The sequence below is a fragment of the Spirosoma arcticum genome, from assembly GCF_054779955.1.
Genome location: NZ_BAAGXG010000005.1, coordinates 308,950 through 333,798, shown reverse-complemented (window position 1 = coordinate 333,798; position 24,849 = coordinate 308,950). Strand labels below are relative to the sequence as shown.

Below are 24,849 nucleotides of genomic sequence, written 5' to 3'. Positions count from 1 at the left end.
GCAAAAATAGGGGTTTGGCAGTGTAAACGACGGCTTCAAGCACTAATGCGGAGTCGAGCAGGCGATAGTTTGGACCTTACTCGGTCCTGCGTTGGATAGCTGAACAAACGACAACTGGTTAACCGATCATATCGAAACCGCAATAAGGCACCAACACGGCCGGAATGCGGATGCCGTCCGGCGTCTGATTGTTTTCCAGAATAGACGCCAATATACGGGGCAGGGCCAATGCCGAACCGTTCAGCGTGTGAAGCAATTGCATCTTCCCCTCCACCTTTGAGCGCAGTTTGAGTCGATTGGCCTGATACGTCTCGAAGTTTGAGACCGAGCTAACTTCCAGCCAACGCTCCTGAGCCGCCGACCACACTTCCATATCATACGTCAGGGCCGACGTGAAGCCCATGTCGCCCCCGCAGAGCCGCAGCACGCGGTAGGGCAATTCCAGCTTTTGCAGCAGCAACTGCACGTACTGGCTCATTTCCTCCAGCGCGGCATACGAGTTCTCCGGCTTCTCGACCCTGACCAGTTCGACCTTATCGAACTGGTGCAGGCGATTTAGCCCCCGGACGTGCGCCCCCCACGAACCAGCTTCGCGCCGGAAACAGGGTGTGTAGCCAACGTGCTTAACGGGCAACTGACTTTCGGGCAGAATCACGTCGCGGTAGATGTTCGTAATCGACACCTCTGCGGTCGGAATCAGATATAGTTTGTCTTCAGTAGCAAAGTACATCTGCCCTTCCTTGTCGGGTAACTGCCCCGTTCCGAAGCCCGACTCCTCGTTGATTAAAATCGGTGGCTGCACTTCCGCGTAGCCAGCTTTCAGCGCTTCGTCTAAGAAAAAGTTAATCATGGCCCGCTGAATTCGGGCACCCTTGCCCTTGTACACCGGAAAGCCTGCTCCCGAAATCTTGACACCCAACTTGAAGTCAATTATATCGTACTTCTCGATCAACTCCCAATGGGGCTGGGACTTGTTGTGGAGCGTTGGAATGGTGCCCTGTTCGAGCACTACCTCATTATCGTCGGGCGTACGACCTTCGGGAACGCTGCTGTGCGGCAGGTTTGGGATCGTGACCAGAAGATCCTGTAAATCGGCTTCAAGTTGACGGAGCGTATCAGCGAGGGTTTTTGAACGAACTTTAAGGTCTGCGGTTTCGGTCTTGGCGGCTTCGGCAGCGGTTTTGTCGCCCGCTTTCATGAGCGCACCAATCTGACCCGCTTTCGCGTTGGATAGGGCCAGTGTATCGTCCAGATCGCGCTGGGTATCGCGTCGTTGCTGATCAAGCGCGATGACCTGATCCACAATAGCATCGACATCGGCAAAATTTCTCTTGCGCAGACCGGCCAGGGTAGTCTCTTTATTCTCGCGGATGAATGAAAGTTGAAGCATCAGTTCTTATTAATCAGACATTTAATTACGTCGATGAATTCTTCGGTTTGCGGTAGTAGGGGTAGAATGTCGGCACGCTCGATCCGATAATCAATCAAATCACGTTTACTGCCGCTCATAATCGTATTCCCTCATCCATTACGTTCGAGTATAAGTTTGTAACGGCATATCGACTTCGTTCCCGCTGAGGCCATACAATTGTACTAATCATTCGGCCTGTTTCCAGTTCAATGTCAAACAGGTGGTCAGAAAACTGCCATCTTCGACCACCTGATAAATCGTTATTTGTAAATACCAGAAAGTCCCAGTCTGAATCGTTCCGCGCGTCGCCCCGCTCCCGAGAGCCAAACAGCCACACCTCGGCCTGCGGGTCGATTTCCTGAACGTTGCGCTTCACTTCCTGTAAGAACTCGACGTCAGTCATGGTCATAGTTGGTTGTAAACCTTACAGGTTTCATCCCAGCAAAATTACGCCGAAAACAGTCCGTCGTTCAAGGCGTTGAGCGCGTGGGCTTTGTAGCGGCTGTGCACCAGTAACGACAAATTGCTTTCTGTGCCGCCATACGAAACCATCCGAATCGGAATGTGTTTCATGGCATTGAACACCCGCACGGCTACGCCTTCGTTGTCGGCACTGAAGTTGCCCACAATGCAAATGATCGTCTGGTCGTAGTCAGGCTCTTCAAGGTCGCAGAACGTGCTGAGTTCGGCGGTGATGGCCTCAATTTGCTCGGTGTTGTCAATCGTCACCGATACGGACACCTCGGACGTTGCCAACATGTCTACCGGCGTTTTATATTTCTCGAAAATCTCGAAAATCCGGCGCAGGAATCCATAGGCGTTCAGCATCCGGGTGGAGTGAATATACAGCGCCGTGATGCCGTCTTTAGCCGCAACGGCCTTGAACACCTGATCGTTAGCCGTTGGCGTGCTGGTTCGCTCGGCAATCAGCGTACCCGGAGCCGCCGGGTCCATGGTGTTTTTAAGCCGCACGGGCACCCCAAACATCCGGGCGGGCGTAATCGTGGATGGGTGCAGGATCTTAGCGCCGAAGTAGGCCAGTTCGGCCGCTTCGTCGAAGGTCAGCTCGCGCACGGGGAAGGTGTTCTTCACAATGCGCGGGTCGTTGTTGTGCATTCCATCAATGTCGGTCCAGATCTGAATTTCGTCGGCCCGGATCGCTCCGCCAATCAGCGACGCGGTGTAGTCGGAGCCGCCCCGCTTCAAGTTATCCACTTCACCACGCGGGTTGCGACAGATGAAGCCCTGCGTAACAATAATCTGCTTATCAGTGTGCTGGGGCAGCATGTCGGCCAGCCGTTGCTGCGTGTACTGAATTTCCGGCTCATTGTCGGCGTCGATCCGCATAAACTCCAGCGCGGGCAACAACGTCGACGCTACGCCCTCTTCGGCCAGATACGCCTGAAATAACTGGGTGCTCAACAACTCACCTTCGGCTACTAACTCCTTTTCCTGCCTGAGCGTAAATGGCTTAATGCCCGTTAACGACCGAATGAACGAGAACTCGTTATCGACGGCTTGTTGCCCGACGACTTTTCCGTCGGCAGTTTTGTAAAGTTCACTGACGAACCCATCATAATGAACCTTTAACGTGTCAATCTTCGTAGTTGCGTCGGCATCATTATTCGCCTTGAGCGACTCGCCGATGGCTAACAGGGCATTCGTCGTGCCGGAAAGGGCTGACAAAACGACGATTTTACGGGTGTCGTCGCTTGTGATGAGAGTACGGATGGACTGCATACGTTCGGGCTTCCCGACCGACGTGCCGCCAAATTTCCAGACGTGCATAGCGAAAGAGTGAATAAGCGAAAGAGCAAAAGTGTAGGTTGTGAGCCGCTCCTTCTATCTTTATTTAAACTGAAATGAATACACCTGTTTCTGTAATCCCAGCATTTTGACGGCCGTGATAGCCGCTTCGTCGCCTTTGTTGCCGTGTTTGCCACCCGCCCGATCGAGGGCCTGTTGCTGGTCGTTTGGCGTCAGCACACCAAAGATGACGGGCTTGCCGGTTTTCAGACTAACGTTGGTCAATCCCTGGGCTACGGCATGGTTGATGTAATCGTTGTGCTTAGTTTCGCCCTGGATTACGCAGCCGAGCGCAATCACCGCATCGACATCGTCGCGCTGGGCGAACCACAAAGCACCCAAGCTCAATTCGTAACTGCCTGGCACGTTACCCCGAACAATGTTGTCGGCTTTTGCCCCGTACTGGATCAGCGTTTGGTAAGCACCGTCGTACAGTGCTTCGGTAACGTCGGTGTTCCACTCTGAAACCAGAATGACGAATCGGCGGTGGCTGATGTCGGGCAGCTCGGCCGTTGAGAAAACACTGAGATTTTTATTGGCTGAAGACATATAAAGTATCCTGGACGACCACGTCCGGGTGGGAAAAGGTTGTTAATGAGCGTTTTTGTGTCCGGACGTGGCCGTCCAGGATACAAAAAAAGGACAAAACCCGGTTTGGCTTTGTCCTTTGCTGTATTGATTGATTCAGATACGCTTACGACTCGCCAACCGCTGCTTCAAGCACGGATTTGTACTTCTTGGCACTAACGGCCTCGGCTGACTGGGCGTAGTTTTCGATGATGTCGTTGTAGGTACTAATGGCTTTATCGTTCTGTTTCGCCTGCTCGTAGGCAACGGCTAATTTCATGAGGTAGCCAGGCGTGAAGAACTTGTTCGACTTGTAATCGGCTGCTTTTCGGTAGTAATCGGCCGCTTCGTCATAACTTTTCTTCTCCATGTAAGCATCCCCAAGGAGCGCGTAAGCGCGGGCCTGCACCAACAAATCGGACGACTTGAAATCATCCAGATGCTCGATGGCTTCGTCGTACTTTCCTTGCTTAAGCAAACCCAGACCAGCGTAGAACCCGGCTAGGTTACCACCCGGCGTCGATCCGTAGTTATCGGCAACGCTCAGCAGGCCAGGCGTTCTTCCATCGCCATTGAGGGCTTGTTTGAGTGAATCGGCTTCGAGTTTATAAATCGATGGAAACAGTTCGATCTGCGCCGTTTCATCCTGACTGCTCACATAAGCCCGGTAGCCAAAGAAACCGGCAATCAACAGGACAATACCGCCAATTACGCCCAAAACGATGTTTCGATTCTGTTGAAAAAAATCGCCAACATCTTCTAACTTGTTTTCTAATGCATCCGGATCTTCTAAAAAATCCAGTCCGGTGTTCTTTTTGCTCATGTTTTTGCAATTTGGATTGCAAAATTAGAACTATTTGTCCGGGTGGGAAAGCATAACGGTCAAAACTTTACGAATTGGTTTTTGTCACGTGCGGTCGTATCACCAAAAAACATACATTTGTACCGCTAATCTGTCTAAGGGGTGCCCTAACATAACGGGCTGAGATTATACCCATTGAACCTGCCCGGGTAATGCCGGGAAGGGAACTGGAGTTCATCAGTATTCACGTATCGTTTAACCAAAGGTAGGATCGGCCCCTTGCCTATCGTCACGCTTTTTCGTTATGAAAAAAACGACGACCTATCTCTCTTTGCTGATTGCCGTATTGTGGCTGTCGGCATTCCCCGTTCGGGCGCAGTTTTCCATTTCCGGCACCGTCTACGATGCAGACGAGCAATCGTTATCCGGCAAAGCGTTGCCCGGTGCAGCCGTTACTATCGAAGGTACGTATACCGGTACGTTTGCTGATGTTAGCGGAGCCTTTCAACTTACCAACCTGAAACCCGGTCTGGTAACGGTGCGTGTTTCATTGCTTGGCTACGAACCCCAAACACAAACGCTGGACATGACTCAAAACGTCACGCTACGAGTAGTACTGAAAAAAGCGGCCATCGTGGTCGATGAGGTGGTCGTCAGTGCCACGCGGGCCAACCAGAAATCGGCAATCGCATACACGGACGTGTCGCGCCGTGATCTGGATAAACTCAACCTGGGGCAGGATATTCCGCAACTGCTTAATTTCACGCCGTCCATCGTGACGACTTCCGACGCGGGCACGGGTGTGGGGTATACGGGCATTCGAATCCGGGGGTCCGATGCGACACGCGTCAACGTGACGCTCAACGGCATTCCCTACAATGATGCCGAGTCGCAGGGGACGTTTTTTGTCGATATGCCCGACTTTGCCTCGTCAGTGAGCAGCATCCAGATTCAACGGGGAGTGGGCACATCGACTAATGGCGCGGGCGCGTTCGGGGCATCAGTCAATATTCAAACAAACAAGTTAGAAACGAAACCGTATGCCGAAACGAACCTGTCGGCTGGTTCGTTTGGAACGCGTAAAGTAAACATTCTGGCCGGAACGGGTTTGCTACGGAATCATTTTGTGCTGGATGCCCGACTCTCAAAAATAGATTCCGATGGCTACATTGACCGGGCCTTCGCGGACCTGAAATCGTTCTATCTGTCGGGTGGCTATTACACCGATAAAAGCTTTATCCGGCTCAACGTATTTTCAGGGCAGGAACGAACCTACCAATCGTGGGGCGGTGTACCCGAAGGCTTACTCCGTACCAACCGGACGTTCAACCCGTACACCTACGATAACGAAACTGACAATTACCAGCAGGACAATTACCAACTAATTGCCTCGCACGAACTAAGCCGGAAGTGGCGGGTAAATACCTCGCTTTTTTACACCAAAGGAAAAGGCTATTATGAGCAGTACCGGTCTGACGATGAGTTTAGTAGCTATGGTTTGCCGAATGTCGTCATTGGGGATTCAGTCATCGAACGAACGGACATAATCCGGCGCCGGTGGTTGGCTAACGATTACTACGGCACTGTTTTCTCGCTCGACTACAACGGGTTTGGCAAGTTGACTGCCAATATTGGTGGGGGCTGGAATCAGTACAAAGGCGGGCACTTCGGCGAGATTATCTGGGCGAGGGTCGCCGGGAACGCCAACATTCGGGATCGCTATTATGACGACAACGCCACTAAAACGGATGTTAACCTATACGCCAAGGCGTTTTACCAGCTTGGTGCCAAACTCAATGGTTTTGCCGATGTGCAGGTACGAACGGTTGGCTATTCGTTTTTGGGATTCAACAGTCAGCTTCAAAACGTACAGCAGGCCGCTAACCTGACTTTTTTTAACCCAAAGGCGGGTCTGACCTATGTGCTCAATGACCGCAATACCGTCTATGCATCGGTAGGGGTGGGCCACCGGGAACCCAACCGCGACGATTACACGCAGTCGACACCCGCCAGCCGCCCAAAGGCTGAACGGCTGATCGACTACGAAGCAGGGTATAAAATTCAGACGGCCGGGCTGGCGTTCACGGCAAATGCGTATTATATGAACTACCGGAATCAGTTGGCGCTGTCGGGGAAGCTGAACGACGTTGGGGCGGCTAACCGGGTCAATATTCCAATTAGTTACCGTGCCGGGCTGGAACTGGAAGCGGGTGCCCGACTGGCCAAAAACCTTCGCTGGAACGTCAACGCGACAGTCAGCCGGAACAAAGTGAGGAATTTTACGGAGTTCATCGACAATTTCGACACGGGCAATCAGGAGAGTCAACAGTATGGCGAGACGAACATTTCGTTTTCGCCCAGCGTGATTAGCGGGTCGCAACTGCTGTTCACTCCTGCTAAAGGGCTGGAATTGGGGCTGTTGTCGAAGTATGTGGGGAAGCAGTACTTAGACAATACGTCCAATGAAAGCCGAAAACTGAATCCGTATCTGACAAACGATATCCGAATCATTTATTCGATCAAGCCGAAATTTGCGCAGGAAATCGCGTTTACGTTGCTGCTCAACAACGTACTGAATGAACTGTATGAGTCTAACGGATATACGTACGCTTACATTTCGGAGGGTAAGGTCATTGCCGATAATGGCTACTACCCGCAGGCCGGACGAAATTTCTTAGCGGGTGTACGGCTGCGATTTTGACTACTTCTCTGTCTCGCGCAGTAATTTATTAGCGAAAACAAATTCGTTCAACTCATTGACGTTCGACTGGGTGAGGGTCGCACTGGTACCCTCCCACAGTTTCTTGCCTTCGTAGAGAAACATTATATTCTCGCCAATCTCCATCATCGAGTTCATATCGTGCGTAATAACGACGGTGGTGATGTTGAACTCATCGGTGATCTCTTTGATCAACTGATCAATTTTGATTGATGTCAGCGGATCAAGACCCGAGTTCGGTTCGTCGCAGAATAAGTATTTAGGATTCAGTACAATAGCTCGGGCAATACCAACCCGTTTTTTCATGCCGCCACTAATTTCAGAGGGCATCCGGTCGGCGGCCTGCTCCAGTCCAACGCGTTGCAGGCACTCCTTCGCCCGGTCGATTTTGTCTTTTTCGGACTGATCGGTCAGCATGTCGAGCGGGAAACGAACATTCTCCAGCACCGTTTTCGAGTCGAACAAGGCAGACCCCTGGAACAGCACGCCCATCTCGCGCCGGATAATTTTCTGATCGTCTTCGTTTACCGTCAGAAAATCACGATCGTCGTAGAGCACCTCACCCTCGTCGGGTTTAATCAGCCCGATCATACACTTCAGCAGTACGCTTTTGCCCGTACCGCTGCCGCCAATAATCAGGCTCGTTTCGCCCGGTTTAAATGAGCCGTCGATGCCCGCCAGCACTTGCCGGTCGCCAAACGTTTTCGATATGTTTTTAATGTCGATCATTCCCTTCTAATGAGTGAACCGGAACGCCGGACCGGAGTGAAAGGGCGAATGAGCAAATGAGTGAATGTCTGCCGGATCGCCGATGGGCTTATTCGCTCATTCACTAATTAGGTTAACAGCAACTGCGTCAGGATAAAGTCGGCGGCTACGATGGCGATACAACTATTGGTAACGGCGGAGGTTGATGCACTGCCTACTTCGAGCGCTCCTCCCTGAACGTTGTATCCCTGAAACGCCGAAATAGTTGAGGTCAAAAACGCAAATGCTGTTGTTTTGACGAGCGCGAACGTCACACCGAACGGGTTGTACTCGTAGCGAAGCCCCGAAACGTACTCTTCCGATGTGATAACACCCGCCAGAACGCCGGCAATGTAGCCGCCCAGAATCGACAGAAAACCCGCAAGAATAACCAACAGGGGATACATCAGGAGGGACGCAATCAATTTGGGTAAAATCAGATACGAACTGGAGTTGATGCCCATTACTTCCAGCGCGTCGATCTGCTCGGTAATGCGCATCGTGCCCAGTTCACTGGCGATATTGGAGCCAACTTTACCGGCCAGCACGATGCAGGTGATAGTCGGAGCCAGTTCCAGAATGGTGCTGTCGCGAACAATGAGCGCAATAATGTTCTTCGGAACAAACGGGTTCGAGAGGTTATAAGCCGTTTGTACGCAGGTTACGGCTCCAATAAAGAAAGAAACAAGGGCGACAATGAATACCGAACCGACTCCAATGGAACTGCACTCATTCAAGATAAGTCTTAGGTAGACACCGAGCTTTTCACGGTTACGAAAAAGCGATCCTAAGAAAATGAAATACCGGCCTATCCGTGACATACGAGCGTGTAGTGAACAAGGGTCCGCGCCGATCATCGGACGAACAAAATACATTGGGAACAACCCAAGCAAAGGTAGAATGGTTTCTACAGTAACTTACGCCGTTTTTAATCTCAGACCTGGATCAAGGGCTGTACGATACGAATCGAATTCTTCGACGTTATGAATCCATTAATTGTTGTTACGGGCGGTACCAAAGGCATCGGCCGCGCCATTGCAGACCGGTTTGTGGCGGGCGGCTTCGACGCCGTTGTGTGCGCCCGATCAATTGAGGGCGTTGCTGGACCCGGTTTGCTGCCGGTTGCAGCTGATCTGTCGGCCCGCCCCGGTGTCGATGCGTTGGTTGCTTACATTCAGTCGCTGAATCGGCCCGTTGAGGTGCTGGTCAACAACACGGGCGTGTTCCAACCGGGGCAGATTCACAACGAAGCCGATGGAACATTTGAGCAGCTAATGAACACCAACGTTGGCAGTGCCTATCACCTGACGCGCGGTTTGGTACGTGACATGATGATCCGGCGGCAGGGGCATATTTTTATGATGTGCTCCACGGCCAGTATCACGCCTTACACCAACGGCGGGTCCTACTGCATCTCCAAGTTTGCGCTGTTGGGTATGAGTCGGGTGCTGCGTGAGGAGCTGAAACCGCACAACGTGAAAGTTACGGCCATTTTGCCAGGGGCTACACTCACTGCCAGCTGGGCCGGTACCGACCTGCCCGAAGACCGGTTTATGAAACCGGAAGACGTGGCCGACAGCGCCTGGATGGCGTATTCCCTGTCTAAAAGCGCCGTAGTCGAGGAAATCCTGATCCGACCGCAGTTGGGTGATATTTGAGGTAGTTGTATCTTGCGGCCCACTTCATGCGCCTAAACCACAAATCAAACCCTTAAACTGAAAATTCAAAAAATGTCTTCCGTTGATTATCTGGGTATCGACGTTGGTGGTACAAACGTCAAAATGGGTATTGTAGAGGCTAATTCCGGCAAAATCTCCAATTTCTACAGCCACGATACAATAAGCTGGCGGCAGTCAGGCCATTTTGTCGATCGTTTTGGTGATGCCGTTGCGCTGCAGCTTTTAGCCAACAAGGACGTCAAAAAAGTAGGAATTGGTTTGCCGGGTATGCTCAACGCCGACCGTACGGTGCCGCTTGAGATTACGGCCATTCCAGAAATTGACGGGGTACCGATGGTCGATATGCTCACCAAACGATTTCCCGGTGTTCAGTTTTTTCTGGCGAACGACGCAAACGCGGCTGCCCTGGGTGAGTATTACTTCGCGGAAGAGAAAATCACGGAGAATTACATTTTCATTACGCTTGGTACGGGCGTGGGGGGAGCGGCTATTATTAACAAAAAGATTTTTACCGGGGGCGACGGCAACGCCATGGAGCCGGGCCACATTCCGTCGCGCAATGGGCGGGTGCTGGAACGTAACATTGGTAAAGTAGAATTACTGCTGTTGGCTAATGAGCGCCGAAGCGAATTTAAAGGCAAAACGAACTTGTCGGACGACGGTGATATATCAACGACGGGTCTGGTAGCTGCGGCCGCCGAGGGCGACGAACTTGCCCTTCAAATCTGGACCGAAGTCGGCGAAATGCTGGGCGAAGGGCTGGCATCGCTCATTAAAATATTAGATATCAAGCAAATACTGATCGGCGGGGGGCTGTCGGCCTCGTTCGATTACATTCTGCCAGCGGTCGAAAAAACGCTGGATTACTGGCTCAACGACTACTATAAAAACGGCTTGTTGATCCGGCGGGCTACGCTCGGTAATGATGCGGGTCTGCTCGGTGCAGCCTCGCTGTGTTTTGAATAATAATCGATGAGTCAGTCAGTTGGTGAGTAGCTGACGCCTGTCATAATGCGTCAGCCACTGACCGACTCATCAACTGACTGACTTATTAACTTTTCTACACCACATTCACCTCTGGCGTGATGACCACGCCAAACTTCTCCTGCACCGAATCCTGCACCCGTCCGGCGAGGGTTAACAGGTCCTGACCCGTAGCACTACCGTAGTTGACCAGCACCAGAGCCTGTTTAGTGTGAACGCCCGCGTCGCCGGATCGATATCCCTTCCAGCCCGCCTGCTCAATGAGCCAACCCGCCGGAATTTTAACAACATCGTCGCCAAGGGGGTAGCCCGGTAGTGTATCGAACTGCTCTTTGAGGGCGTCGAATTGGGCTTTGGGAATTTCGGGATTTTTGAAAAAACTGCCCGCATTGCCAATCTGCGCTGGATCGGGAAGTTTGCTACGCCTAATACGAATGACTGCTTCGCTGATAGCCTTTATCGACAGATCGTCGTGCGACACGCCCATGTCGGTCAGCGTTTCCTGAATGGCCCCGTAACGGGTGTGAAACGTGGGCCGTTTGTCCAATCGAAACCGAACGCCGGTAATGATATACTGATCTTTCAGTTGACGTTTGAATACGCTTTCCCGATAGCCAAACTGGCAGTCGGCGTGGGAAAACGTCCGTCGGTCATTCGTGAGCGTATGGATAGCCGTTAGCGAGTCAAACACCTGCTCCAGTTCAACGCCATACGCGCCAATGTTTTGCATGGGAGCTGCACCAACCGTGCCCGGAATAAGGGATAGATTTTCCATGCCTGCATATCCATGCTGAACGCAGAACAGCACCAGCTCATGCCAGTTAACCCCCGCGCCAACGCCTAGATAAACGTGGTCATCGTCTTCCCGAATGAGTTCGATACCCTGAATGTTCATTCGGAGAACCAAGCCGTCAAAATCATGACAAAGCAGCACATTACTGCCACTACCCAACACTAACTTGGGCATGCCGACGAAATCGGTTATTTGCAAAAGGGTATGGATGTCATCGGCGTGATTTATGTCGACTAAATACCGTGCGTCGGCGTCAATGCCAAAGGTGTTATAGGGTTTGAGCGATACGTGGCTTTGTACGTTGAGCATTTTGACGGGAAGTGAGCACCCAAAATTAACCAAAATCTTCCATAGGGTGCCTTATCTGACTATTGTATCCCATGCGATGAATGACAAAAAGGTTATTTTTGCTGGTTCATTTACTACTCATCATGCGTTTCGGATACAGCGGGGTTTTTGTACTGGCGATTCTAAGCCTGAGCGGTTGTGCCAGCAGCAGACCCGCCGTTTTTGGTCGATCAGATGCCGATTATAACGGATACAGTGAAGATTTATCGTCCGTTCGGCCGGTGTATAAAACGCCAGCCACCACCACACCCGCCAGTCGCCCGGTCGCGCCCGTGATAAGGGTGCCTGCTGTACCAACCGCTTCAGGCCGGAACGAACCTCACAAAACAAGCGGCCCGGCCGAGGCTCTGCACGTTAACCGGCGGCTCGATTCGGTGCTCGACACCATCGCGTCCCAGAACCGGTCCATTCGGTATGCGCCGGGGTATCGCGTTCAGGTGTACGTGGGCAATCAGCGGCAGGAAGTTGAATCGGTTAAGTTACTAATCTATCAAAATTTCCCTGAGTTAAGCGCTTACCTGAGCTATAGTCAGCCAACGTATAAACTTAAAGTAGGCGACTTTATGCGTCGGCTCGATGCTGAACGCTACTACTCATCCATCAGACAATTAATTGCATCAGCGCAGTTACGTCCTGATAAAGTGGACGTTCGACGGAGCCTTCTGATAAAATAAATCATAAGTTTTAGGTTGTCTCCCGTAACTTTGCACGTTTTAGACAATTCAGGCGGTAGCCTACACCAGTACGTATACCATGAAAAAAGCGTTGATAACCGGTGTTACCGGACAAGACGGAGCCTATCTGGCCGAGTTGCTGTTGGAAAAGGGGTACGAAGTACACGGCATCAAGCGCCGGAGTTCGCTGTTCAACACGCAGCGTATTGATCACATGTATGAGGACCCGCACGAGCGGAACATCCGGTTCAAACTGCACTACGGCGACCTGTCCGACTCAACCAACATCATCCGAATTATTCAGGAAGTTCAGCCCGACGAGATTTATAACCTCGGTGCCATGTCGCACGTGCAGGTCAGCTTTGAAGAGCCGGAGTATGCCGCACAGGTCGATGGAATTGGCACACTGCGGATTCTGGAGGCCGTCCGGCTGCTGGGTCTAACCGAAAAAACGCGGATTTATCAGGCATCAACGTCTGAACTGTACGGTGGTGTTCAGGGCCATGCACAGTCAGAAACGACGCCATTTTACCCGCGTTCGCCCTATGCAGTTGCTAAACTGTATGGTTACTGGATAACGGTCAACTACCGCGAGGCTTATAACATGTATGCCTGCAACGGTATCCTGTTCAACCACGAATCACCCCTGCGGGGCGAGACTTTCGTAACGCGCAAAATTACTCGCGCCGTTGCCCGCATTGGCCTGGGTTTGCAGGATCGGGTGTATCTGGGCAATCTCGATTCGCAACGCGACTGGGGCCACGCTAAAGATTACGTCGAAGCAATGTACCTGATTCTACAGCAGGATAAACCTGAAGATTTCGTTATTGCTACGGGCGTGACAACCCGCATCCGTGATTTTGTTCGGATGGCGTTCGCTGAAATTGGCGTTGTGCTTGAGTTTAAAGGTGAAGGAGCGGCCGAGATTGGTACAGTGGTCAGTTCGTCGAACCCCGATTTCCCGGTGCAGATTGGTAAAGAAGTTGTTTGCGTCGATCCTCGCTATTTCCGCCCAACCGAAGTAGACCTGCTCCTCGGCGACCCTACCAAAGCCATGACGCAGCTTGGCTGGAAGCCTAAGTACGATTTGCCCGCGTTGGTCAATGACATGATGGCCGCCGACATTAACCTCTTCCGTCGCGATCAACTCCTCGCTCAAAGCGGCCATCAGGTACTGAACTACTACGAATAAAAACAGCATTGAGTAAGTCAGATCAGTCATAGGTCGTAAAAGTCAATAAGTCGAAAATGGCTGACGCAGGAGGTTTCCCTTCGCGTCAGTCACTTTCGACTTATTGACTTTTACGACCTATGACTTTGTTCCTTTACATCGGCACGGCGTAATAATACATTCGTGAACTGTTGGGATACATACCGATCAGCATCAAACCTTCGCCTTCTTTCACCGCCGACATAATAGCCTGCAGGTCTTTCACCGACTTTACGTTCTTCGTGTTCGCCTTAACGATGATGAACCCTTCCTCAATATCAATCTCGGCCAGTTTGCCGTCTAAAATCTTTCTGACCCGAACACCTCCATTTACGCCAAGCTCTTTAGCGTCCTGAGCGCTTAACTCTTCAAATTCGGCACCCAGCGTGTTGAGCGATGTTTTGGCGGCAGCGACCTCCGTCTTTTTGATGACATCGCGGCCTCCGTTGCGGTTGCGTAACTCAACTTTAAAGTCGCGCTCCGTGCCGTTGCGGTCAACCGTAACGGTGACCGCATCGCCCGGCCGACGACGACCAATGATCTCGCGCATCTGCGCCTGTGAGTCGAGTAATTGGCCTTCCATTTTCACGATAACATCGCCGGGTTGCAAACCAGCCGTTTTAGCCGCACCATTCGCCGTCACTTCCTGAACGTAAATACCACGGCCTACCTTCACCCCTTTTTCTTTAGCAACGGTGCTGTTCAGTTCAATCGGCAGAATACCGAGGTAACCCCGTTGTACGGTACCGTATTTAAGCAAATCGGCCGATACTTTCTTGACTAACGATACTGGCACCGCAAAACCGTAGCCGCTATAAAATCCGGTTCTTGAGGCAATGGCCGAGTTAATGCCAATCAGTTCACCCCGCAGGTTTACCAGTGCACCACCCGAATTGCCGGGATTAATGGCAGCATCCGTTTGAATAAATGATTCAATTGGGTTATCAGAAGATGCTTGTTTATCCGATCCGCCTTGTTGCTGCTGAAGCCCCTGCCGTTGCGCAAAGTCCTCCTCCAAAATACCAATCCGGCGTCCCTTGGCACTAACGATACCGGCTGTTACGGTCGATTCCAGATCGAGCGGATAGCCAACGGCTAATACCCATTCGCCCAAGCGGAGAGCGTCAGAATCGCCCAGCGTGATGGAAGGCAGGTTATTAGCTTCTACTTTGATAACGGCAAGATCCGTAAGCGGGTCTGTGCCAATTACTTTCGCTTTCAAACTGCGTTTGTCGGTCATGATAACTTCAACCTCATCGGCGTCCTGCACAACGTGGTTATTGGTTATAATGTAGCCGTCCTTGCTGATAATTACGCCCGACCCGGATGCCTGACCCTGCTGCCGACGTGGCCGACCCTGGCCTTGTCCCTGACCAAATTCATCGCCAAAGAAATCCCGAAAGATGTCAGGTACCTGTTGCTGACGAACGGTACGGGTAATGGTTGTGCGGATGTGTACAACGGTGGGAGTAACTGCTTCGGCGGCCGTTGAAAAATCGCCGGGGGCCACCGTTGGTCCATTACCCGTCAGAGCCGCTAAACGGCCCGTAATCGTGGGTGTTGGTGCCGACTCGTTAAAAATAACGTCCCGGTTGTTGAACCCCAACAGGTTGTAAGCGGCCAGCGTGACCACACTCGACAGGAGTGCCATCAGGGCTAAAAGTTTCCAGTTGCTTTTCATGGTTAATTGGGAAAATCTAATTGCTGCGTTTGTGTAAGACGGGTATCAGACCGTACGGGTGGCTCCGCGCTGATTCGGTCATCTGCTTGTTGATATAACGGAAAGTAGTGTTTAAAAATCCAGCGATTATCTGCCCTTAACAAATTTTAACAGGGCTTTGTTAGACCCATTAATTCGCAAATAAAAGGCTCGTAAGCGAAACACCCACGAGCCTTCTGCGCCACTCCACAGTTCGCTAATTGCTAATTTCAATCTGGCGTGGGGGCTTCACTTTGGCCTCTTCCCGTTTTGGTACATTAATTTTCAGGACACCCTCCGTGTAAGTAGCCTGAATACTGTCGGCGTCAACTGAAGTCGGCAAGGTAAACGTCCGCTGAAAAGACGAGTAGCTGAACTCACGACGGGTATACTTTTCGCCGTTTTGCTCCTTGTCTTCTTTGTGTGACTCCTGATAAGCCGAAATAGTCAGGTTGTTGTGATTCAGATTCAGTTTGAAGTCTTCCTTTTTCAAGCCCGGCACGGCTACTTCGATACGAAAGCCGTCCTGATGCTCCAAGACATTCACCGCAGGCAAGCTATGCATGGCAGGCGTGTTTGTGTTGAAGAAGTCGTTCATGTCGCGACCAAAAAAGTTTTCAATCAACGACGGTAAATTGTTGTTCGTGCGCATTAACGGATTCATGGCTGTTAATTGGTTTTGGTTAGACAGAATAGTGTAGCACTACACCGCACATTTTTCAAATCCTGTACCAATCCATAAAAACCGAACAATAATGACATGGTGTCACTTCATTTTGATTAATTTAAATTAAGTATGACGAAAAGGCAGTACACTCTTTGTCTAAATCTGACAAAAGGTATAGTTGACAGGAAAGTTGGATAAATTATACGCGGACAGCACTACCGATCTCTGTTAAATAGCGGGACTTATCGCTCGTCTACCAAAGTCAGGGCCTTCTCAGCGGCTGCCTGCTCGGCTTTTTTCTTGGAGTAGCCTGTGCCCGTAGCAAACGGCTGGTCATCGATCATCACCTGAGCCACAAATTCGCGAAAGTGACTATTTCCTTTCTCCGACAGAATATCGAAGCGAATATCCTTGCCCGCCCGTTGTGCCCACTCGATCAGGCGGCTTTTGAAGTTGACATTATTCTGCACTACTGAATCGATATCATAGTGCGACAGCAATTCTTTCAGGATGAACCGGCGGGAGAACCGGAAGCCTTTATCTAAGTAAACCGCACCAACCAACGCTTCGAGCGCATCGCCGTACATGGATGTTCGGGTGGGCAGGCTGCGTGTCCGGTTCCCATCGTATTCAATCAGTTCATCGAGACCAATTTTACGGGCAATGCCGTTCAATGTCTCCCGGTTCACAATTCGGGAGCGAACCTCGGTTAAGAAACCTTCGTCTTTGTAGGGGTATTTCTTGAATAAAAATTCGGCAATGACCATACCCAGTACAGCGTCGCCTAAATATTCCAGCCGTTCGTTCGATTCACGAAACCCTTCAATGGCTGTTGCTTTCGAAGCCGACGTGTGCCTGAGTGCTAATTGATAAAGACCGAGGTTCGACGGACGTTCGCCGATGATGTGCGCAATTGACCGGCGCAAATTCTTACGTACGTCCGCTTTGTCCGACCGGAACCACTCCAGCGGGTTGAATAAGCTGCGGGGCAGAGCGGATTGCACGGCTCAGCTAATTTTACGAAAGATGATGATGGCGTTGTGACCACCAAATCCAAACGCGTTGCTCATAACGGTCGTTAGGGGACGAGCCTGACCCGTATTGACCGTTAAGTTGAAACGGGGGTCAATTTCCTCGTCGGGCGTGACGTAGTTAATCGTCGGCGGAACGAGCTGATGCTCAAGCGCTTTGATAGAAGCAATTGCTTCAACGGCTCCGGCCGCTCCCAGCAGGTGCCCGGTCATGGATTTAGTCGAGCTGATATTTAGCTTGAACGAATGCTCACCAAACAGTTGATAAATTGCTTTCAACTCCTGCGGGTCGCCAATGGGCGTTGAAGTGCCGTGGGTATTGATGTAGTCAACCTCGGTCGGTGCAATACCGGCGTCGTCCAGCGCATCCTGCATGGCCAGAAACGCACCCAGCCCATCGGGGTGGGGAGCGGTGATATGGTAGGCGTCGGACGACATACCGCCACCAATTAATTCGGCGTAAATTCTGGCACCCCGCTCCTGAGCGTGTTCATATTCTTCGAGAATAAGCGCACCAGCGCCTTCTCCCAACACAAAGCCGTCGCGGTTCTTGTCATACGGGCGGGAGGCTGTCTGGGGCGAATCGTTCCGCTCCGACAGGGCACGGTTCGCGTTGAAGCCACCGATGCCCGCGCGGGTGACGGCGGCTTCGGAGCCACCGACAACGCACATTTTCAACCGTCCCAGCCGAATGTAGTTCAGCGCGTCGATGATTGCATTGTTAGTTGAAGCACAGGCCGAAACGGTTACGTAATTCGTACCCCGGAAGCCATAACGCATAGAAATTTGACCCGACGCGCTGTCGGCAATCATGCGGACAATAAAAAATGGGTTGATGCGGGGCGTACCATCCCCTCTGGCAAAATCAATGACCTCGTCTTCAAAGGACTTCAACCCACCAATACCCGACCCCCAGATGACCCCTACTTTATTACGGTCGAGTGTTTCAATGTTAACGCCTGAATCCCGAATTGCCTCGTCGGTGACGATGAGTGCATAATGGGTGAAGGCATCCATTTTCCGGGCATCCTGGCGCGGTATAAACTGAGTAACGTCGAGGCCTTTTACTTCGCAGGCGAACTGCGTTCTAAACTTGCCCGCGTCAAACTTTGTAATGGGACCGGCCCCACTGACACCTGCGGCTAAGTTGCTCCAATAAGTGGGTACATCATTACCAATCGGCGTTAAGGCACCGAGGCCGGTCACTACTACTCGTTTGAATGTCATACAGTTATACTGCGCGATGATAAAAGGGAAAAACAGTGTCGTTTGCCCATCGGCAACGTTTGTTATCCCATAATTAGTGGGCTGGCCAACGGTAACGGGCTGTCGAAAGACTCGACGGATGGAGAAGCTCCCCCACGTGCCGAACTTACTTACCGATGTGCTTTTCCAGGTACTCGATTGCTAAGCCAACCGTAGCGATTTTCTCAGCTTCGTCGTCGGGGATAGGCAAGTTAAACTCTTTTTCAAACTCCATAATCAACTCAACCGTGTCGAGCGAGTCCGCACCGAGGTCGTTCGTGAAGCTGGCCTCCGGCGTTACTTCCGACTCCTCAACACCTAATTTCTCGACGATGATATTCTTTACTTTCTGTGCAATTTCTGACATTTTAGTAGTCCGTTGGGGTTAAAAAACTGCGCAAATAAACAGATTTACCACCGGATTATCAAACAATTTTTTGGATCGACCGACGTTCGCTATTTAATCTGGCCTTAACCTAAACTGTTGATAGTCAGAATGGTGTCAATCAGTATTGCCGATGGTTTGTTGATTTTTATGCCTGGCTGATAGCTAACGAATAGTGAGTCATCGGAGCCGACAACCGGGTAGAGTTGCCTACAGAATGCTCCTTAAATCGCATTCCAATCTGAACAATCTCGGTATATTTGACTCTTACTTATCAATTTATGTCTCAGAAAATTGTTCAAGTCGGCAACATCGATTGCGGCTCTGATGAGTTATTCCTCATCTCCGGTCCCTGTGTCATTGAAGACGAAAAAATTATGATGAGCGTTGCGGAGCAATTAAGGGAAATTGCCGAGCGACTCAACATCAAGGTGATTTATAAATCATCATTTCAGAAGGATAACCGCTCCAGCTTAGACTATTACACCGGACCGGGCTTAGCGAAGGGAATAGCCCTGCTGGCCAAAGTGAAAGAGCAGTTCGGTTTCCCAATCCTGACCGATATTCACTATCCTGACCAGGCCGCTCCGGTTGCTGAAGTGGTGGATATACTACAGATTCCGGCTTACCTGTGCATGCAAACGACCTTAGTGGTAGCCGCTGCCCAGACCGGCCGGGTCGTAAATGTCAAGCACGGGCAGTTTCTGGCTCCGGAGAACATGAAGCACCCGGTCAAAAAAATTGAAGACTCTGGCAACGAACGGATCATTCTGACCGAACGGGGCTATACGTTTGGCTATAATGACCTGGTGGTTGACCCGCGCAGCTTCTACCACATGAACCGCATCGGTTACCCGGTTGTGTTCGACGTGACCCACGCCATTCGTAAATATGGAATTCCGTCGAAAGACGCCAAGGGGGGCGCCCGTGAGTACCTGCCGGTGTTGGCGCGGGCGGGCGTTGCTGCGGGGGTAGATGGACTCTTTATCGAAACGCACACTTGCCCATCGGAAGCACTCTGCGATGCTGCGAGTCAGTTGGATATCCGGTACCTGGAGGAGTTTATGAAGCCGTTGCTGGAACTGCACCAACTCGAAGTAAAATACCGGAATGTGTTGCCCGAACTGGCCTGAAGGTATACGTCGAGAGAAATTCCTGTCTCCCGACCACAAAAGCCAGCCTTCTGCGGGTTGGCTTTTATAATTCATTCTGAGAAAATTCTGTTGAATTCGATTTAGATGAAAACTCCCTTAACCATGCAAAAACGGATGTTTATTAAGTTGTCATCCACGTTGCTGGCTGTCCCTGTATTGTCGCCATTGGTAAGCTGGGCTGCCAACGATAAATTGAAAAATTGGGCAGGTAATTACGAGTACAGCACCGACCGGCTTTCGCCAGCCAAGTCAATTGCACAGGTTCAGGAACTGGTCCGCAAGCACCGAAACCTGAAGGTGCTGGGTACGCGGCATTGTTTCAACGGCATTGCTGATAGCACGCACAACCTTATTTCACTGGCACCCATGGAGCAGGTAATCGGGTTGAACCCGGAGGCTCGCACCGTAACCGTTGATGCGGCCATGCGCTACGGTCAGCTTGCCCCGTACCTCGACACCAAAGGATTTGCGCTGCACAACCTGGCGTCGCTGCCCCATATCTCCATTGCCGGAGCCTGCGCCACCGCTACCCACGGATCGGGCGTGAAAAACGGCAACTTAGCCACCGCCGTTGCCGGTCTGGAGTTCATTACGGCCGGGGGCGATGTACGGACGCTGTCGCGGGAGAAAGACGGCGAAGCCTTCCCGGCGGCCGTGGTCCATTTAGGCGGGCTGGGCGTCGTGACGAAGGTTACACTCGATATCCAGCCTACGTTCAAAATGAAGCAGGATGTCTATGAAAACCTGCCTTTAGCGCAGCTAACCGACCATTTTGAAACCATTATGGGGGCTGGTTACAGTGTGAGCCTTTTCACTGACTGGCAGAAAAAGTCAATTAGTGAGGTTTGGCTGAAACAGCGCATCGACGAGGGCGTAACGCCGGATGCTAAACCCGAAGCAGCCGTCGACTTTTTCGGGGCGACCCTTGCCACCAGGAATCTGCATCCGATTGCCGAACTTTCCGCCGAAAACTGCACTGAACAAATGGGCGTACCCGGCCCCTGGTACGAACGGATGCCCCATTTTCGCATGGGGTTCACGCCCAGCAGTGGCAAAGAGTTGCAGTCGGAATATTTCGTTCCCCGGCGCAACGCGGTTGAAGCGATTTTGGCGGTGGAGCGGCTGCGCGATTCGGTAACGCCACTCCTGATGATTTCCGAACTGCGCACCATCGACGGCGATAGTCTCTGGATGAGTCCGTGCTACAAGCAACCCTCGCTGGCCATTCACTTCACCTGGAAACAGGACTGGCCGTCAGTCAAAAAGGTGCTGCCCCTGATTGAGCGTGAACTGGCACCGTTTGGTGCCCGACCGCACTGGGGGAAGCTGTTCACGATGGCCCCCGCTGCACTCCAGTCGCGCTACGAGAAGCTTTCCGATTTCCGCAAAATGCTCCATGAATACGACCCGCAGGGAAAATTCCGTAATGCATTCCTGAACATGAACATATACGGTACCTAAAGTGCGGGATTGCTCATTTTGCTTCTACCGTCCGTCTTTTCTTGGTATTAATGAATCATTCTCCGTTGTTTCCAAGCGGGCCGGAGAAAACGACTGATCGGGTAGTTCTTCACCCTTAACCAACAAACAAGTGAGCTTGACACTTCCCATACTCGTCGCAATTTCATCGCTTCCATCCTGGTGGTGGACCAAAGGTCCGGGGCTGGGCGACCCCGCCCCCGATGTTATCCGGAACCGATTCGTCGTAGCGGGCCTAACGCTTGTTGGTGGCCTCGGCGCAGCCGCTATTTTCGGGAAAGACACACTGACCACGTCGGCAGCCGCCTTTGCTGGTGGGCGCATCGGGGCCGGTATTGCGGTTGCGCTCAACCCTCAACCGCTGCCGCCCAAAGCGTAAATGAGTCGACCTAACGGCTACGTAATTCTGGCTTTCTCACTTTGTGGGGAAGCCGGTATTTTTTAGGGTCTGCGAGTTGATACACCGAAAATTAATAACTTCAGGAAATCATCCCGCCTGCACTATGGTCTTTTTCCGCGAATACGCTCCCAATCCGGCTCTGCAAACATTCGTGCGCCACTACTGGATCATCCACATCCAGCTTGACCCCAAAACCCCGCGTGAGCAGTTGCCAAAAAAGCCCTACCCGCCCATCACGGAGCAATGCCTGTATTTTTACCCGTATGACCTACCCCACAGCGTTCGGGCAGGTAATCAAATACCCGATAATGCCACATCGGGCAACATAGTTGGCCAGCAACTTACGAGGTATAATATTACTCTAAATACAAACTACCTGATGCTGAAAGTCAGCTTTCAGCCGGGGGCACTGTTCCGGTTGCTGGGTTTGCCGATGCACCTGTTTGCCGACAGCTACGCCGATCTGGAAGCGATTACGGGCAAAGCCATAAGGGAAGTGAACGAGCGGCTTCCCGAAGCAACCGACTACGCGGCCATGGTTCAGCTTGTCGAAGAATTCCTGCTCCGAAAAGCCGCTCAATGCCGCCAGCCGATACTGCCCATCGATCGGGTTGCCCAACGAATGCTCCAGCCCCCAGCCTACCATCAACTCGACCGATTGGCCTCTGATGCCTGTTTGAGTGTGCGTCAGTTTGAACGAAAATTTCGGGAACGATTAGGTGTCAGTCCCAAACTTTTCACCCGGATTGCCCGCTTTGGTCAGGCCTACAAACTCCGCGAAGCCGACCCAGCCCGCTCCTGGCTCGACATTGCCTACGGTTGCCACTACTACGACCCAAACCACTTAGTCAAAGACTTTCAGCAGTTTGCGGGCACGACTCCGGGCCAGTTGTTTTCGGATGAGTTAGCTTGTCAGCAGTTTTTTGACGCCTACGACATAAGGGGAATCCGGTTCTGATGTTGTCGTTTTTTTACTATGCGTTGCACCAGGGGCTGGCGTAGGTTTGCTCCAACATATATCTCGCTATGTCATCATGTCATCTCGCAAAGCCACAATCACCAAAATAGTTACCTTTATTCTGGTGGCTTATGCGGCTAACGTATTTGATTTTGGTGCGAAGATTGCCCCCTGGGAACACGATGTATCGGGTAAAGCCTTTGCCGAATGGCACAAAGCCATTGATTTCTACATGAGCAAACGAGCGCCTGTTGTGGGCTTATCGTTCATGTTCTTCCAACTCCTATTTCTGAGGCTGCAATGGAAAAATTGGCGCGACTGGCCGTTTCGGTGCGTGGCGCTGGCCCTTTTCCTGCAAATCTTGGTCACTGTCATTGCGATCAACACCAATGTGGCGATGAATGCCGGTATGAATGCTTGGAACCCTGACCACCTGCCCGCTAATTGGCAAGTCGTCCGCGACGAATGGCTGGGCGGGCACGAGCGAAACTTCTTCTTCAATACAGCCTACTCGGTCCTGGTATTTATAGGGTGTTACTTTTACTGGACCCGGTCTGGATGGACTAAACCGCAACCTGCCAAATGAGCTCATTTGTCAATATAGCGCGACCCGTAGCCCTTTACCTGCTTATTGTCGTATCGGGTTTCTACGCAGGCTTACATTTCACGAGCATGATGAATCCATCCGTGTTCGGCATCGTAAATCCGTCGGGCGATCTAATGCCATCAGTGCAGTGGGCAGCATCCTGGCAGATAACCGACGGGTTTATGGGCTCACGAATGGGTGTTTTTGGCCCCATTATTCAGCTAACCTATATCTTGACTATTCTGATGTTCATGGCTCAATGGCGAAAACCTACATTGTGGCTTGTGTTGGTTGCTTTTATCTTCTTCTCTATCGATGTTCATTTCACCATCCAAAACCAATTGCCAATCAATCAATACATTCAGACCCTGAATTTTACTCGACTTACCGACGATCAAATTCAGAAAATTGAGACCCTTCATCCACAGCTTATCGCTAATTTTCAGAAACGGGAACTGTTGGCTATTGGCAGTTTCATAGTGGTTGCCTTAACGCCCTTTCTACCGTCAGCAACACGCTGGCTACCGCTGCATAATCCGGTAAAATCACTTCGTGGAGAAACCGGTCGTTTTTAGCGTATCAAACAGTTTCGTAACCTCACCAATGCGGTCGTCGCCGTTGAGGGCGAAGTACCAGAACGTTTCCAGGTCGCCCCGGTGCATAGCCTGGTTCATGTCGCCACCGCTTCGGCGGTCCGATCTGGGTTTTGTGCGCGGCTTTCACCCAGTCGGCCACGATCATGTAGCTGTGCTTGTTGTCTTCGCCAAAGCCATAGGACCGGTCGAATGTGAATATAGGTGCGGTCGAGCTGATGCGGGTTTCAGAATAGCCTGTCAATTCGTTGAACCGAAACGTAGACCCCTTGTTCTGCGATTGGCCGCCCAGCACAATCGGTTTCTTAGCGCCCCTATACCGTTGAACGGCCCGGAGCGCACTCAGTGAAGCCGTTTTGTGGTGAGCGTGCTGCCCCTCGTGCGGCACTAAGCAAAATACGTAGTCATACTGCCTGGTCAGAATGCTATCCAAGCGTCGTTCGACATAGGCCATATTCCAGCGCTTGCCTTGCAGGTACGGCTTTTCGTCGCGGTTGTAGAAATCGTCGCGTTGGTCGAAAAAGAAGTAGTTCTTGACGCCCAGAATTTCGCCCGACGCCTTCATCTCCTGCTTGCGGATGCGCGGTAGGTTCTTGCGCCCCACTGTCGAATCGAGCATATTCATGCCAAAATAGCTGGACGCCACCATGCCGTTGAATCCACCCGACGCATCCGTCAACAGCGCCAGGTCTGCACTACCCTTCATCTCGTGCGTAATCTTAAAAACCACTACCGGAAACATCGTTTCATCGTCGGGATGCGCCGTTACGATCAGCACTTTCGGCCCCTGAGCGAGGGTTGTTAGGGAAAAGAGCAGAAGTAGGGCGTAACCGAATGGATTCATGAGTACTGACACGACAGGGATTATATTACTTAAAAGCCGTTTGGTGTTTTTCTACTACAACCAATTCC

25 protein-coding genes are annotated in these 24,849 nt (G+C 51.5%); 11 read left to right on the top strand and 14 right to left on the bottom strand.

Annotated elements, in window-relative coordinates:
* Positions 1 to 118 precede the first annotated feature (118 nt).
* The 5 genes from serS to ACYVHB_RS13590 all read right to left on the bottom strand — a co-directional run bounded on the left by serS (position 119) and on the right by ACYVHB_RS13590 (position 4,607).
* Entirely contained in the window at positions 119 to 1,390 is a 1,272-nt protein-coding gene (gene serS / locus ACYVHB_RS13610; protein ID WP_461052290.1) for a serine--tRNA ligase, read from the bottom strand.
* A gap of 115 nt (positions 1,391 to 1,505) precedes the next feature.
* On the bottom strand, positions 1,506 to 1,814 hold the full coding sequence (locus ACYVHB_RS13605; protein ID WP_461052289.1) for a nucleotidyltransferase domain-containing protein: 309 nt from the start codon (positions 1,812 to 1,814) through the stop codon (positions 1,506 to 1,508).
* A gap of 44 nt (positions 1,815 to 1,858) precedes the next feature.
* Entirely contained in the window at positions 1,859 to 3,199 is a 1,341-nt protein-coding gene (locus ACYVHB_RS13600; protein WP_461052288.1) for an aspartate kinase, read from the bottom strand.
* A gap of 60 nt (positions 3,200 to 3,259) precedes the next feature.
* A complete protein-coding gene (gene ribH, locus ACYVHB_RS13595) occupies positions 3,260 to 3,766 on the bottom strand; it encodes a 6,7-dimethyl-8-ribityllumazine synthase (RefSeq protein WP_461052287.1) in 507 nt (168 codons plus the stop codon).
* Positions 3,767 to 3,911: 145 nt separating this feature from the next.
* Complete coding sequence (locus ACYVHB_RS13590) at positions 3,912 to 4,607, bottom strand: tetratricopeptide repeat protein (RefSeq protein WP_461052286.1); 696 nt, start codon at positions 4,605 to 4,607, stop codon at positions 3,912 to 3,914.
* Positions 4,608 to 4,890: 283 nt separating this feature from the next.
* Here ACYVHB_RS13590 and ACYVHB_RS13585 point away from each other — a divergent pair, with 283 nt between their 5' ends.
* Positions 4,891 to 7,287 (top strand): TonB-dependent receptor, encoded by a 2,397-nt coding sequence (locus ACYVHB_RS13585; RefSeq protein WP_461052285.1) that lies wholly within the window; start codon positions 4,891 to 4,893, stop codon positions 7,285 to 7,287.
* On the opposite strand, the gene ACYVHB_RS13580 is transcribed toward ACYVHB_RS13585, so the two are convergent.
* Both ACYVHB_RS13580 and ACYVHB_RS13575 read right to left on the bottom strand, forming a co-directional pair.
* Entirely contained in the window at positions 7,288 to 8,034 is a 747-nt protein-coding gene (locus ACYVHB_RS13580; RefSeq protein ID WP_461052284.1) for an ABC transporter ATP-binding protein, read from the bottom strand.
* Between the two features lie 107 nt (positions 8,035 to 8,141).
* Positions 8,142 to 8,873 carry an MlaE family ABC transporter permease gene (locus ACYVHB_RS13575; protein WP_461052283.1) on the bottom strand — a complete coding sequence of 244 codons (732 nt, stop codon included), beginning with the start codon at positions 8,871 to 8,873 and terminating at the stop codon, positions 8,142 to 8,144.
* A gap of 162 nt (positions 8,874 to 9,035) precedes the next feature.
* On the opposite strand from ACYVHB_RS13575, the gene ACYVHB_RS13570 reads away from it, so the two are divergent.
* Positions 9,036 to 9,710 carry an SDR family oxidoreductase gene (locus tag ACYVHB_RS13570; protein ID WP_461052282.1) on the top strand — a complete coding sequence of 225 codons (675 nt, stop codon included), beginning with the start codon at positions 9,036 to 9,038 and terminating at the stop codon, positions 9,708 to 9,710.
* A gap of 72 nt (positions 9,711 to 9,782) precedes the next feature.
* A complete protein-coding gene (locus ACYVHB_RS13565; RefSeq protein ID WP_461052281.1) occupies positions 9,783 to 10,697 on the top strand; it encodes an ROK family protein in 915 nt (304 codons plus the stop codon).
* A 94-nt stretch (positions 10,698 to 10,791) separates the two neighbouring features.
* Here the strand turns inward: ACYVHB_RS13565 and murB are convergent, their stop codons facing one another.
* Entirely contained in the window at positions 10,792 to 11,817 is a 1,026-nt protein-coding gene (gene murB / locus ACYVHB_RS13560) for a UDP-N-acetylmuramate dehydrogenase (protein WP_461052280.1), read from the bottom strand.
* Positions 11,818 to 11,897: 80 nt separating this feature from the next.
* On the opposite strand from murB, the gene ACYVHB_RS13555 reads away from it, so the two are divergent.
* The gene (locus ACYVHB_RS13555) at positions 11,898 to 12,530 is read left to right on the top strand and encodes an SPOR domain-containing protein (protein ID WP_461052279.1); all 633 of its coding nucleotides are present in this window, start codon (positions 11,898 to 11,900) and stop codon (positions 12,528 to 12,530) included.
* 79 nt (positions 12,531 to 12,609) lie between these two features.
* Positions 12,610 to 13,722 (top strand): GDP-mannose 4,6-dehydratase, encoded by a 1,113-nt coding sequence (gene gmd, locus ACYVHB_RS13550; RefSeq protein WP_461052278.1) that lies wholly within the window; start codon positions 12,610 to 12,612, stop codon positions 13,720 to 13,722.
* Between the two features lie 133 nt (positions 13,723 to 13,855).
* Here gmd and ACYVHB_RS13545 read toward each other — a convergent pair whose 3' ends face one another.
* The 5 genes from ACYVHB_RS13545 to ACYVHB_RS13525 all read right to left on the bottom strand — a co-directional run bounded on the left by ACYVHB_RS13545 (position 13,856) and on the right by ACYVHB_RS13525 (position 18,749).
* Entirely contained in the window at positions 13,856 to 15,421 is a 1,566-nt protein-coding gene (locus ACYVHB_RS13545) for a Do family serine endopeptidase (RefSeq protein ID WP_461052277.1), read from the bottom strand.
* 235 nt (positions 15,422 to 15,656) lie between these two features.
* Complete coding sequence (locus ACYVHB_RS13540) at positions 15,657 to 16,103, bottom strand: Hsp20/alpha crystallin family protein (protein WP_461052276.1); 447 nt, start codon at positions 16,101 to 16,103, stop codon at positions 15,657 to 15,659.
* Positions 16,104 to 16,348: 245 nt separating this feature from the next.
* Positions 16,349 to 17,110: a ribonuclease III gene (gene rnc / locus ACYVHB_RS13535; RefSeq protein WP_461052275.1), complete on the bottom strand. Its 762-nt coding sequence runs from the start codon at positions 17,108 to 17,110 to the stop codon at positions 16,349 to 16,351.
* Between the two features lie 3 nt (positions 17,111 to 17,113).
* Entirely contained in the window at positions 17,114 to 18,364 is a 1,251-nt protein-coding gene (gene fabF / locus ACYVHB_RS13530) for a beta-ketoacyl-ACP synthase II (protein ID WP_461052274.1), read from the bottom strand.
* A gap of 145 nt (positions 18,365 to 18,509) precedes the next feature.
* Complete coding sequence (locus ACYVHB_RS13525) at positions 18,510 to 18,749, bottom strand: acyl carrier protein (protein WP_080237456.1); 240 nt, start codon at positions 18,747 to 18,749, stop codon at positions 18,510 to 18,512.
* 299 nt (positions 18,750 to 19,048) lie between these two features.
* Here ACYVHB_RS13525 and kdsA point away from each other — a divergent pair, with 299 nt between their 5' ends.
* The 6 genes from kdsA (at position 19,049) to ACYVHB_RS13495 (ending at position 23,919) form a co-directional block, all read left to right on the top strand.
* On the top strand, positions 19,049 to 19,900 hold the full coding sequence (kdsA, locus tag ACYVHB_RS13520; RefSeq protein ID WP_461052273.1) for a 3-deoxy-8-phosphooctulonate synthase: 852 nt from the start codon (positions 19,049 to 19,051) through the stop codon (positions 19,898 to 19,900).
* Between the two features lie 123 nt (positions 19,901 to 20,023).
* Complete coding sequence (locus ACYVHB_RS13515) at positions 20,024 to 21,382, top strand: D-arabinono-1,4-lactone oxidase (protein ID WP_461052452.1); 1,359 nt, start codon at positions 20,024 to 20,026, stop codon at positions 21,380 to 21,382.
* A 136-nt stretch (positions 21,383 to 21,518) separates the two neighbouring features.
* The gene (locus ACYVHB_RS13510; protein ID WP_461052272.1) at positions 21,519 to 21,779 is read left to right on the top strand and encodes a hypothetical protein; all 261 of its coding nucleotides are present in this window, start codon (positions 21,519 to 21,521) and stop codon (positions 21,777 to 21,779) included.
* A 124-nt stretch (positions 21,780 to 21,903) separates the two neighbouring features.
* The gene (locus tag ACYVHB_RS13505) at positions 21,904 to 22,758 is read left to right on the top strand and encodes a helix-turn-helix domain-containing protein (protein ID WP_461052271.1); all 855 of its coding nucleotides are present in this window, start codon (positions 21,904 to 21,906) and stop codon (positions 22,756 to 22,758) included.
* 76 nt (positions 22,759 to 22,834) lie between these two features.
* Positions 22,835 to 23,344: a hypothetical protein gene (locus ACYVHB_RS13500; protein ID WP_461052270.1), complete on the top strand. Its 510-nt coding sequence runs from the start codon at positions 22,835 to 22,837 to the stop codon at positions 23,342 to 23,344.
* Entirely contained in the window at positions 23,341 to 23,919 is a 579-nt protein-coding gene (locus tag ACYVHB_RS13495; protein ID WP_461052269.1) for a hypothetical protein, read from the top strand. Before ACYVHB_RS13500 ends, ACYVHB_RS13495 begins: the two co-directional genes overlap by 4 nt.
* A 22-nt stretch (positions 23,920 to 23,941) precedes the next feature.
* Here ACYVHB_RS13495 and ACYVHB_RS13490 read toward each other — a convergent pair whose 3' ends face one another.
* A complete protein-coding gene (locus ACYVHB_RS13490) occupies positions 23,942 to 24,781 on the bottom strand; it encodes a PIG-L family deacetylase (protein WP_461052268.1) in 840 nt (279 codons plus the stop codon).
* Positions 24,782 to 24,849 lie beyond the last annotated feature (68 nt).